Source organism: Photobacterium ganghwense, assembly GCF_017329545.1.
Taxonomy (GTDB): domain Bacteria; phylum Pseudomonadota; class Gammaproteobacteria; order Enterobacterales; family Vibrionaceae; genus Photobacterium; species Photobacterium ganghwense.
In genome coordinates this window covers 48,000-59,999 of the sequence record NZ_CP071325.1, presented here as the reverse complement: position 1 = coordinate 59,999, position 12,000 = coordinate 48,000, and the positions used below count along the sequence as shown (strand labels likewise).

The 12,000-nt window shown below is 55.6% G+C and carries 11 protein-coding genes; 3 read left to right on the top strand and 8 right to left on the bottom strand.

Annotated features, from left to right (window positions below; translation table 11 throughout):
- Positions 1-250: 250 nt before the first annotated feature.
- Complete coding sequence (locus FH974_RS26155) at positions 251-1,984, top strand: hypothetical protein (RefSeq protein ID WP_242551841.1); 1,734 nt, start codon at positions 251-253, stop codon at positions 1,982-1,984.
- Between the two features lie 156 nt (positions 1,985-2,140).
- Here FH974_RS26155 and tatC read toward each other — a convergent pair whose 3' ends face one another.
- The 7 genes from tatC to rmuC form a co-directional block, all read right to left on the bottom strand.
- A complete protein-coding gene (gene tatC / locus FH974_RS00275; RefSeq protein WP_047887310.1) occupies positions 2,141-2,887 on the bottom strand; it encodes a Sec-independent protein translocase subunit TatC in 747 nt (248 codons plus the stop codon).
- Positions 2,888-2,898: 11 nt separating this feature from the next.
- Positions 2,899-3,240, bottom strand: coding sequence for a Sec-independent protein translocase protein TatB (gene tatB, locus FH974_RS00270; RefSeq protein WP_047887311.1), 342 nt, complete (start codon positions 3,238-3,240; stop codon positions 2,899-2,901).
- Positions 3,241-3,243: 3 nt separating this feature from the next.
- Positions 3,244-3,489 (bottom strand): Sec-independent protein translocase subunit TatA, encoded by a 246-nt coding sequence (tatA, locus tag FH974_RS00265; RefSeq protein ID WP_047887312.1) that lies wholly within the window; start codon positions 3,487-3,489, stop codon positions 3,244-3,246.
- Between the two features lie 69 nt (positions 3,490-3,558).
- Positions 3,559-5,193: a ubiquinone biosynthesis regulatory protein kinase UbiB gene (gene ubiB / locus FH974_RS00260; protein ID WP_047887335.1), complete on the bottom strand. Its 1,635-nt coding sequence runs from the start codon at positions 5,191-5,193 to the stop codon at positions 3,559-3,561.
- Positions 5,193-5,804, bottom strand: coding sequence for a ubiquinone biosynthesis accessory factor UbiJ (locus FH974_RS00255; RefSeq protein WP_207103419.1), 612 nt, complete (start codon positions 5,802-5,804; stop codon positions 5,193-5,195). The genes ubiB and FH974_RS00255 overlap by 1 nt, the downstream gene beginning before the upstream one ends.
- Before the next feature lie 7 nt (positions 5,805-5,811).
- Entirely contained in the window at positions 5,812-6,567 is a 756-nt protein-coding gene (gene ubiE / locus FH974_RS00250; RefSeq protein ID WP_047887314.1) for a bifunctional demethylmenaquinone methyltransferase/2-methoxy-6-polyprenyl-1,4-benzoquinol methylase UbiE, read from the bottom strand.
- A gap of 131 nt (positions 6,568-6,698) precedes the next feature.
- Positions 6,699-8,249, bottom strand: a complete 1,551-nt coding sequence (gene rmuC / locus FH974_RS00245; protein WP_084712687.1) for a DNA recombination protein RmuC — start codon at positions 8,247-8,249, stop codon at positions 6,699-6,701.
- 235 nt (positions 8,250-8,484) lie between these two features.
- Here rmuC and FH974_RS00240 point away from each other — a divergent pair, with 235 nt between their 5' ends.
- Positions 8,485-9,387 carry a DMT family transporter gene (locus FH974_RS00240; RefSeq protein ID WP_047887315.1) on the top strand — a complete coding sequence of 301 codons (903 nt, stop codon included), beginning with the start codon at positions 8,485-8,487 and terminating at the stop codon, positions 9,385-9,387.
- Between the two features lie 249 nt (positions 9,388-9,636).
- Here FH974_RS00240 and FH974_RS00235 read toward each other — a convergent pair whose 3' ends face one another.
- Positions 9,637-10,833: a multidrug effflux MFS transporter gene (locus FH974_RS00235; RefSeq protein ID WP_047887316.1), complete on the bottom strand. Its 1,197-nt coding sequence runs from the start codon at positions 10,831-10,833 to the stop codon at positions 9,637-9,639.
- A 118-nt stretch (positions 10,834-10,951) separates the two neighbouring features.
- On the opposite strand from FH974_RS00235, the gene FH974_RS00230 reads away from it, so the two are divergent.
- Complete coding sequence (locus FH974_RS00230; RefSeq protein ID WP_047887317.1) at positions 10,952-11,899, top strand: LysR substrate-binding domain-containing protein; 948 nt, start codon at positions 10,952-10,954, stop codon at positions 11,897-11,899.
- Positions 11,900-12,000: the final 101 nt, after the last annotated feature.

Here is a 12,000-nt window from a genome sequence, read left to right as displayed (position 1 = left end):
CCCCGCAGCATTCTCAAGCCAGCACCCCGGTGCTGGCTTTTTTTGTGTTTGATATCCGCCCCTCATCCACCAACACCATTCTGCTTTTAGGTGCAAAGTGTTAAATGCATCATAGTGATAAGCCACTTTACGCATTTAAAGATTGATAATACTCTCAACAAACCTTATAACTTCCCCCCGTCGGTGGCACGCCGGCACATAAAAAATAACTAATAAGTCTTTTAACTCATAGCATTACAAGGAACAAAGTATGCAATTCAAGTACTCCATGCTGACCGCCTCTCTGGTTGCAGCCCTCACACTTTCAGGCTGTGGCGGTGGTTCATCGAGTAACTCAAGCACTGACAATGGCGGCAATAATGGTAATTCCGGCCAGACTGAACAACCTTTAACGCAAGGGAAATTCATTGATGCGCCGGTTGAAGGCCTGTACTACGTCGCGCAACCAAGCGGCAAACGGGGTTTGACCGATGCTGACGGTACCTTCTCCCTGACTGAAGGCGATACCGTCACATTCTACCTTGGCGGCGAAAACGGCCTGCGTCTGGGCAGCGTTTCAGCCCGTGCTGTCGTTTCTCCGTTTGAAGTAACTGGCGGTAACTACCAGAAAGCCCTGAACCTGGCGCGTATGCTGCAAAGCATGGATAACGCCGAGGACGGTGCCATCACCCTGCCAGAGAGCATTAAAGCGCCTTCAGAGGCCACCCTCACCGCTCTGAAGCAAGTTGACCTGGGCGACATGGATTCCGCACAACCGCTGAAGGAATCACTGGAAATCACCCAGTGGGTCGATGAATCAGCTGCACTGGCTCACCTGCAGGCTTCTCTGAAAGATATTGAACTGGGCAGCACCACTACTCTGGCTGACTGGCAGAAAGGCTCTGGTAAGTACCTACGCACGATTGACGTTACCCTGGCAGCTAAAAATGCCAACGTTCAAGAGCGTCTGTACGTCCACGCTGACCAACTGCTGGGCGACGAACTGTTCAAAGCCACTCAAGGGCTGAGCGCCATGACGCTGCGTCTTGACGAACAACACCTAACGGTATTGAAAGGCGCCAATGATTCAACGCTGAGCGATAGCTATGCCCAGGCCTACCTGAGCTGCCTGGATGCCGAAGGCATCAACAGTGTTTTTGTCAGCGAAGATGACAGCGAAGCAGGTTACGCAACCTGTAACGGTAAGCCAGTTGAAATGAACAGCCAGTTCCAGCTAGGCTCAGCATTCAGCTATTCGCTGCAGGATCCGTCTGAAACCACACTGGCCGATGAAACCTTCAGCTGGGATGAGCTGAAAAAACACGGTCGACTGTTCACTTGCCTGGCCGACAAGAACTGTACTGAGTCAGCCATGACAGGTTTCGAAATCACCCAGTTCGATGACAGCGATGAGCAGGACGGCTCGGATATTCAGAAAGAGACCATGTACACCAGCTACAATGCGGTGACAGGTGTCTACACCGTTGTCAGCAACGAAGAAGTACTAAGCGGCGAGCACAAAGGCCGTAAAGAAACCGCCGTCAGCTTTGCCTACCTGGTAGACAATGCGGATGCCGAGCGTTACGTCGACTTCCGCGGCACCTGGAAAGCCGTTGCCAGCCGCCCGGGTTGTGTCGATAAAGTGATCTCAACGTTTACCTTCGACGATAAAGGTGTCACCGTGAAAGGTGAAGAGTTCGTTGGGAAATGCGAAACAGAAACGCTTGACGAATTCGCCACCTATGACGAGCTGGCTGCAATGGACTACTGGTGGTTTAAGACTAACGGGGCCAACAATGACAGCAAGGCGACCCTGTCTCAGCTGAACACGACGATCCGCTGGTGTGACGATGACGAGTTACAAAACGACACCTGCCAGAACACGAAGATCAACCGATGGGAATATGCACCGGCTGGTAAAAACTGGGATCAGGGCGTCCTGTACCGCAGCACCTTAAATAGCAAAGGCGACATCATCTCGATGGTTGCCATGCAGAAGCAATAAGTCTGATGCAGCTTGGTCAGTTCGGCGCGGTGTTTTTAGCCTATTCTCTGTATGCTATTTTTCACTGACGTTTCGCACTGACCATCAATAAAAAAACCGGCCATTAAGGCCGGTTTTTTTTATGCTCACAGAAAAGGCTCAGCCCGAATTGCGCGGTTAGTCCTCAGACGACACTTCATCTTCACTTCTCACGTAAAACCGCGAGAAGAACAGACCCACTTCAAACAGCAAGCACATCGGGATGGCCAGCAGCGTCTGCGAAATGATGTCTGGCGGAGTCAGCAACATGCCCACCACAAACGCCGCCACAATGATGTACGGGCGCTTGCTGCGCAAGCTTTGCGGATCCGTCGCCCCGGTCCAGCACAACAATATGATGGCAACCGGAATTTCAAACGCGATGCCAAACGCCATAAACAGGGCCAGCACAAAGTCGAGGTAGCTGGAGATATCGGTCGCGACCTGTACTCCTTCCGGTGCGATACTGGTAAAAAACCCAAACACCAACGGGAAGACAACGAAATACGCAAACGCGACACCGGCGTAAAACAATACCGAGCTGGAAAACAGCAACGGCATAATCAGGCGGCGCTCATGCTTGTACAGACCCGGCGCCACAAACGCCCAGACCTGGTACAGAATCAACGGTACCGCAATAAAGACTGACGTTACCAGGGTAAGTTTAATTGGCGTAAAGAAGGGGGATGCCACATCCGTTGCAATCATTGAGGCTCCCTCTGGCAGACGTTCTACCAGCGGGGCCGACAGGAAAGCATAGATATCGTTGGCAAACCACACCAGGCCAAGAAACACCACAATAACGCTCAGGATAGAACGCAGCAGGCGGTTACGCAGCTCCAGAAGGTGGCTGAATAACGGCTGCGTTTCGTCAACGCTAGACATAGTGAAGTATATTAATCCTGCTTTTGAGAGGTCGTCGCCGAATGCTGCTCCTCGTTTTTCGGTGCGTAGGGACGCTGCACGTCAGAAGCGGCTTTCTTCAGCTCTTCGACGGAGTCCCTCAGCTCTGGCGAGAGATCTTTCATCCCCATCTGCTCAGCTTTTTTCAGGTTTTCCTGCAGTTCCTGGAGCTTGAGCTCCTGTGACAGTTCATCCTTCACCGAGTTCGCCATATTACGAGCAGCGCCAACCCAGCGCGATACCGTACGGATCGCGACGGGTAGGCGTTCCGGCCCCAGTACAACCAATCCCACGACGGAGATCAGTATCAGTTCCCAGAACCCGATATCAAACACGCGTTAAACCTGCTCTTTGTCTTTCTGGCTCTTCTGAGCCTGATCACCTTGCTGCTCTGCCAGTTTTTTCTGTTCAAAGTCAGCGTCCGCGTCTTTCTTGGCAACAGATTCATCGTCGCTAATCGCTTTCTTGAACCCTTTCACCGCTGAGCCCAGGTCACCACCCAGTGAACGCAGTTTTTTGGTTCCGAACAGAAGCACAATGATCAGTGCAATAATCAGCAGTTGCCAGATACTAATACCACCCATGCTTGTTTTACCTCAGCTTATTGTGGTTGATAACCAAACGTTTTCTTTAATGGCCGCATACTTTACCGTCTATTTACGGCAAGCACGCCACCCCAGTAACCAAAACGTGACGCCCATTACAGCACTGACCGCCGGATAGGTTTCAACATGATTACTAAAAAGTATGGCAGAACATACAACCAGAGTTGCACCAATGCCAAAATGGAACCTTGCCTGGCTCTGATAGCGTCGACTTTCCATGAAGTGATCATAGAGTTTATCGATTCGCTGGTTCAAAGCATTGCCCTGGCGCAAACTGTCGTAAAGTAATTCCGGCAATTCGGGTAACTTTTCCGCCCAGAACGGCGCCCGGTTTTTGACCCCTTCGATCACGGCCTGCGGCCCGACCTGACGCGACATCCAGTCTTCCAGGAACGGCTTGGCGGTATCCCACAAATCAAGCTGCGGATACAGCTGACGCCCCAACCCTTCCACGTACAGCAGGGTTTTCTGCAGCAACACCAACTGCGGCTGCACTTCCATATTGAAGCGGCGCGCGGTGTTGAACAGGTTCAACAGTACGTGACCGAACGAAATTTCCGCCAGCGGTTTTTCAAAAATCGGTTCACACACCGTGCGAATTGCAAATTCGAACTCATCGACATTGGTATCTTGCGGTACCCAGCCGGAATCCACATGCAGCTCCGCCACCTTGCGGTAATCCCGGTTGAAAAACGCCAGCAGGTTTTCTGCCAGGTAGCGTTTGTCATCCCGGTTCAGGGTGCCGACAATGCCACAATCGAGGGCAATCCACTGCGGATTGTCCGGATTTTCCCGCGAGACAAAAATATTACCCGGGTGCATATCGGCATGGAAGAAGCTGTCTCGGAACACCTGAGTGAAGAAAATCGTCACCGCGTTTTCCGACAGCACTTTCATGTCGGTGCCGTTGGCAATCAGGGCACTGACATCCGACACCTGAATCCCGTAAATCCGCTCCATGACCAGCAGATTTTCGCGGCTCAGATCGGTAAAGACTTCCGGCACGTACAGCATATCGCTGTCTTCAAAGTTGCGTCGCAGCTGGATCCCGTTCGCGGCTTCGCGCATCAGGTTCAGCTCATCGAGCAAGGTTTTCTCGTACTCGCGGACCACTTCGACCGGCCGCAGGCGGCGCGCCTCCGGCAGGATGCGAGACAGAATCCGGGCCATCCGGTACATCAGCTTAATATCCGCCTGAATCACCGGCAGGATGTCCGGTCGGATCACCTTCAGTACCACTTCCCGGCCATTTTCCTTCAACCGCGCCGTATGGACCTGGGCGATAGAGGCCGAGGCCAGCGGGGTTTCATCGAAATCAAAGAACCAGTTTTCGAGCGGCCCGCCAAGAGCGGCTTCCATCTGTTGCTTGGCCAGCCTGCCGTCAAACGGCGCCACCTGATCCTGCAGCAACGCCAGTTGGTCGGCGATATGCGGCGGGAACAGATCACGTCGGGTCGACATCATCTGACCAAACTTAATCCAGACAGGCCCCAGTGACTGCAGCGCAAGGCGCAGTCGCTCACCCAGCGGTTTCTCCGGGTGCTGGTTTTTAATCCAGAACAAGGATTGGCGCGCAGCTTTGGGCAGCTTGAGACGGGGATCGTCCGGCAGCAGTTCATCGAGGCCGTAGCGCAGCTGTACGGAGGTGATCTGATAAAGCCGTTTCAGTTCAGAAAATCCCATCATGCCGGGTGACGCTCCAACAGACGATTCAGGCGCGCCTCGCAGCGGGCCACATCGGTTTTCAGATCATCAACCTGATCAGCAAAATGGGCAATTTCCAAAGCCTGGGGAGCCAGTCGCCATTCTTCCGTGATCACTTCGGCGAGATCGCGCTGGCGACGCGCCAGTCCATGCCGGACCAGATTAGCGCTACGTTTCATACCGCTCACCAAAGTGTGGGCCACTATATCACCGGTATATTGCGATAATATTTCTTCAATATCCGGTTTTAACCCGCTGAGTAATGTAGAGAATTGCTGAGCCAGCTGAATGTCGCCATCCAGTGCCAGCTTGTCGGCTTTGATCAGCTGTGTCAGGTTTGCCTGCTGACGCAGCTCCGGCAGCACCGACAGATTGAAGGCCAGCTGACAATCAACATCGCCTTCGAACACCGCCAGCACATCAATTTGCTGGCTGAAGATAAAATACAGCTGCTTGCCGAATTCGTTGACGGTCACACCGATCACTTTGCCGCGCAAGCGGGTCAGGCGACGCTGATTTTCGTCATTATCTTTGAGCAGGGCATTGAGCGAGGTTTCAATCGCTCCGGTGACCAACGCATCTAACGGCATGGGAACCTCAGAATTTGTAACCACGGTGCAGGGCAACAATGCCCCCTGTCAGGTTGTGGTAAGTCGCTTGTTCAAAGCCGGCGGCTTCCATCATCCCTTTCAGGGTGTCCTGATCCGGGTGCATACGGATAGATTCCGCCAGGTAACGGTAGCTCTCGGCATCGTTGGCAATCATCTCACCCATTTTCGGCAGCAGGTGGAACGAGTACGCATCATAAATTTTCGACAGCGGCTCAAACACCGGCTTGGAAAATTCCAGCACCAGCAGGCGACCGCCCGGCTTCAGCACGCGGAACATCGAACGCAGCGCCTTGTCCTTGTCCGTGACGTTACGCAGACAGAAGCTGATAGTGATACAGTCGAAGAAATCATCCGGGAACGGCAGTTCCTCGGCGTTAGCCTGCACATAACCGACGTTGCCCACCACGCCCATATCGCGCAGCTTACTGCGGCCGACTTTCAGCATCGAGTTGTTGATGTCTGCCAGGATCACCTGGCCGTCTTCGCCCACAATGCGGGAGAACTTCGCCGTCAGGTCCCCGGTACCACCGCCCAGATCCAGCACTTTGTGACCACGGCGTACACCACTGCAATCGATCGTGAATCGCTTCCAGACGCGGTGGATGCCCATCGACATCAGGTCATTCATAATGTCGTACTTCGCCGCGACTGAGTGGAATACCTCAGCCACCAGCTCTGCTTTATCTTCCTTGGCTACAGTCCGGTAGCCAAAATGGGTCGTTTCTTGTGTGGTGTCCGTCATGCTAAATCCGTCATGGTTACTTGTATGAAACGCAAAAGCCTGTTGATCTCACGGCCGCTTCGGCAGCAGGCGTTCTCAGAAAAACAGGCCCTAGTGTACTTGATGGTGGAGGTTTGCTCAAAGCACTAGACTCATTCATTTGCGGTCAGACGGGAGCGCGGCGGCACGGCGACCCCATCCAATGTAGGTTCGTCATCAGCCGCACCAAGCTGGGAACGCTCAACCAGTAGCGGTGAGATATCCCGTTTAACTTCCACCCCAAGCTGGCGAAATCCTTCCGCCTGGCGAATCACGTTACCCCGCCCGGTCACCAGCTTGCTCATCGCCCCCTGATAACTCTGGCTGGCTTTTTCCAGCGACGCGCCGACCGCTTCCATGTCATTCACAAACAGGCGCAGCTTGTCATACAGCTTGCTGGCACGCTCGGCGATCTGCTTGGCATTCTGGTTCTGACGCTCGTTGCGCCACAGGTTGTTGATTGTCCGCAGCGCCACCAGCAAGGTGGTCGGGCTGACCAGCATAATGTTCTGCTCCATGGCGTCCCGAATCAGGCTCGGATCCGCGGCCACCGCGGCCTGGAACGCCGGCTCCACCGGGACAAACATCAGCACGTAATCCAGGGTTTTCACCCCGTGCAGCTGATGGTAATCCTTGCGGCTCAGGCCGCGGATATGACTGCGTACCGAAGCCACATGCTCGCTGAGCGCCAGTTCCTGTTCGGCCACCGTGTCAGCGTGATAGTAGCGTTCATAAGCCACCAGCGACATCTTGGCATCAATGACCACGTCTTTATCCTGCGGCAGGTGCACCACCACATCCGGCTGAAAGCGCTTACCGGATTCACTTTCCAGGCTCACCTGTGTCTGGTACTCGTGACCCTCACGCAGGCCGGACTCGGTCAGTACCCGTGCCAGTACCACCTCACCCCAGTTGCCCTGGGCCTTGTTATCGCCCTTCAGGGCCTGGGTCAGGTTCACCGCTTCCCGCGCCATCTGCTCGTTCAGCTGCTTGAGGTTGTTGATTTCATGCACCAGGGTATGGCGCTCCCGCGCTTCCTGACTGAAGTTGTCGTTGACCTGCTTGCGAAACCCTTCCAGCTGCTCGCGCAACGGACTCAGCAGGCTTTCCATGCTGAGCCGGTTCTGCTCGTCCACGCGCTGGGTTTTCTGCTCGAACACCCGGTTGGCCAGACTTTCGAACTGAATCCGCAGCCGCTCTTCGGCATTTTCCAGCAGGGCAATTTTTTCCGCCGCGGCCTTATGCTCTTCCATATGGCGCGCTTCCTGCTCGCGCAGATCGGCTTCCAGCCCGGCGTTGGCCATCCGGGCATTGTCCAGCTGCTCCGCCAGATACTGTTTTTCGTTCTTGAGGGCTTCAAAGTAGCGCATTTTTTCCAGCGCCGCCGCCAGCCGGCCGTGCATCTGGCGCAGCTCGTTCGTCAGGCGATCCCGTTCGAGATCCATCTCGTCCAGATCCCGGGTTTGTTCTGCTACCTGGCCGCTGAGCTGCTGCTCCCGGTGCTGGGCCAGCCGCAGTTCTGATTCGGCCTGCTGACGCAGGAGCTGCAGCTCCTGCTGCCAGCGATTGCGGACGACCCAGGCAGAGATCGCCCCGGCCAGCACCGAGCCGGACACACCTGCCACCATGGCCAGTCCATAGCCGGACAACCACTCGTTTATCATGTTGCTTGTTCCTGATGGTTGAAGGGGCTCTGGCCCCTGAAATCACTGCCACAAGGCTAAGATGACACTGGATAAATGTCCAGCAAAACCCCGCTAAGCCGGTATTCAGGCAGAAAAACCAGACCTTCCTCCCTTCCGGTCATCGACCCGCCCGCGGCAATGAAATAGACTGAGGACTTCCGCTGCCCCTGCAACGGGCGCAGCCATGGCTGGCTATTTGGAATACGGATACACAATGAACGAACGTTACGCACTCGGGTACGGTCTGACGGCCGTGCTGCTCTGGTCGACCGTCGCGACGGCCTTCAAAATCACCCTGCAATCTTTCACTCCGCTGCAAATGCTGGCCGCCGCGAGCACGGTCTCGGTCCTGGCTCTGACGGCAATTGCGGCGTATCAGAACAAGTTGCATCTGGTGGGGCGCACCTTACGCTCCCGCCCGCTGTATTACCTTGCGCTGGGGCTCATCAACCCCCTCGCCTATTACCTGATTCTGTTTCAGGCCTACGACCTGTTGCCAGCCTCGCTGGCCCAGCCCCTGAACTACAGCTGGGCCATTACCCTGACGTTGATGGCGGCCGTATTCCTCGGCCACAAGATCCGCAAGCAGGATTGGGTAGCCTGTCTGCTCGGCTATGCCGGGGTCGTCGTGATTGCCACCAAAGGGGATGTGCTGGCGCTGGAGTTTGACAATCCGACCGGCGTTGCGCTGGCGCTGGTCTCGACCCTGCTGTGGGCCATGTACTGGATCCTCAACACGAAAAATCAGGCCGATCCGGTGATCAGTGTACTGCTGGGCTTTCTGATCTCCCTGCCGTTTTCCGTCGGTGCCAGCCTGTACCTGCAGGGTTGGCCTTCCGCCCCCTGGCAAGGCTGGGCCGCCGTCAGTTATGTCGGGCTGTTTGAAATGGGGATCACCTTTGTCCTGTGGATCAATGCCCTGAAGATGACCCGCAACACCGCACGGATCAGTAACCTGATTTTCATCGCGCCATTTATTTCCCTGATGCTGCTGGCTACGATCATCGGCGAAGAGATCCATTCCTCGACCTTGCTGGGTCTGGTCATGATTATCATCGGCCTGCTCTGTCAGCAATGGAAAGGCAAAACACAGAAAGCCGAGCAACCCGCCAGTTAACCGCCCGACTCTTTTTCTCGGTATCCCTGCGCCGGCATCACATCACCCTCTCACTGGCCAAGCCACAACGGCACGGGCGGTAGTACGGTAACCGCGGCAAAAAAAAAGCCTGCCACACAGTGGCAGGCAACAGAGGTAAGGGTTGTCGAGACCCGAGCGCCTTAAAAGGGATGGCGTCTAATTATTGTGCGAGAGTACGTGTTCACGCTTGGTATCATCATTCAGCGCAGGATGCGGCGTAAGACCAGCTTACGCGGCAGCAGGAGCATGCCAGCGTTTACCCAGTCGTGACCACAAAATCAGCAGTCCCGGTACCAGCAGGAACATCTGCAGCACCATCAAATCCGGTGGTGACAAATCCAGACGCTGGGTCAGGCTGACCATGGCCCCGGCGCCGCTCATCTGAAACAGTCCCAGTAATGCCGCCGCCGTCCCGGCGCGGTCGCCGAACGGAGCCAGTGCTTTACCGGCCGCCGAGCCCAGCACAAAGGCAAAGCCGAACGAAGACATGAAAATCGGCACCATAAACGCCCAGGCTTCACGGATATGGCTTAGCATCAGCATCGCCATCCCGGCAATCACCAGCATTGCCAGCCCGGTGCTCAGGGTCCGGCGCGAACCGAAGCGGTCGATATATTTCGGTGCCACCATACAAGCGAGAATATTCAGCGCCGCATTCACCCCGAACCACAGGGTAAACTGCCCCATATCTTCACCCAGCTCAGTCATCAGCCAGACCGGTGCCGAGGTGACGTAGGCCAGAATCACGGCCATCGCCAGCATGCACATGGTACTGTGGTACAGGAAGGTCGGCTCACGCAGCACCGACTGGTAGCGCGACCAGCTCAGCATCGCCCCTGAGACATCGGTATTGGCCGGACGGGTTTCGCGGAACAACGTCAGTACCAGCGCCCCGGCCACCACGGCAAAACCAGCCATGAAACTGAAGTTGGAGCGCCAGCCGAACTGGTGCGTCAGCCAGGTACCCAGCAGCGGTGCCAGTGCCGGAATAAAACAGATCGCGCCGTTGAGGTAGCTGATCATCCGGCCACTTTTCTCCGGCCCGAAACTGTCACGCACAGCAGCAAACGCCGCCACCGACGTTGCACAGGCACCAAAGCCTTGTAGCAGACGTGCCACCAGCAGCAGATCCAGTGTCTGCGCCACATACGCCAGCCCGGCACTCATGCCGTAAATGGCGATCCCGCCCAGCGCGATCGGACGGCGCCCGATGCGGTCTGCCAGCGGGCCGGCCAACAGCTGGCCCAGGCCAAGGCTGAACATAAACCAGGTCACAGTATCCTGCACCCGTGCCGAATCAACGGCAAAGTTATCGGCCATCACAGGCAGAGCCGGTAAGTAAATATCAATGGCTAACGGGCTAAACAATACCAGGATCACCATCAGGGCGACCAAGCGGGTATCGGCAGAAGTATTCGTATTCATGTAGCTATCCTATTGGGTGATGGCGGAAGTCTACGTGGTTCGAGATATGAATTGAAATGGTATATATTCAACACCTAATTTCCCTTATGGAATATCACTTGTTCACGCGGAGGTGAATGTGTCTTTTGAAAAACTCGCCCGGATGGATCTGAATCTGCTGGTGTGCCTGCATGTCCTGCTCGAAGAAGGCAGTGTCACCTATGCCGCCAAACGCTTGTGCCTGAGCCAGTCAGCGGTCAGCAAAAGCCTGAACCGGCTGCGTGAACAGTTTGATGACCCACTGTTCACCCGTTCAGCCCACGGCCTGGTGCCAACCCCGCGCGCTCGTGCCCTGCAGCCGATGCTGGAGCACCTGCTGCACGAAATCGATCAGCTAACCGCACCGCCGACCTTTACCCCGCAGACCAGTGACCGCCACTTCACCATGGCACTGGTGGAAAGTGCCTACCCGCTGTTTTTGCCCCAGTTCCTCGGTGACATTTTCTCGGAAGGCCCGAACCTGACGATCGATACCCAGGCCTGGGAGCCCAACACGTTCGACAAGCTCCAGGCCGGTGAAATTGATTTCGGCATCACTGGGAAAGATCTCAATCCCTCCGACGCCATGCTCACTTTGATGCCGCCCAAAGGGATAGTGTTTCAGGAGCTGTGCCGCGACCGCCAATGCTGCATCGTCCGCAAAGGCCATCCGGCACTGACCCAAACCTGGGACGAAGCCACCTACCTGACCCAGCGCCATATTCAGGTACGCTGCATCGGTAACGACCGCTGGCTGCTGGATTACAAGCTGGCCGAGCGCGGTATTGCCCGCGACATCGCCATGTATGTACCGGACTTCAACAGCGCAGCGTGCCTGTGCAGCCAGACCGACTTTGTCTTTACCGCGCCCAGCCATTTCGCCCACTACATTGCCTCCCAGCTCGACCTGGTGGTGATCCCGCTGCCGACAGAGCTTCCTCCTATGGCCTACACCCTGTTCTGGCATCAACATCAGGAGAAAGACCACGGCCACAGCTGGTTACGCCAGATTATTATCAGCCGTTGTCGTGATTTGCCTGTCGGCTAATTGCAGCCATATCGCAAACGCGTTAACGTATTGTGATCACAGCCTGCACAGTTAACGCTGCCGTGGCATTTTCAGCCGCGTTAGCTATTCAGGCTGGCCTC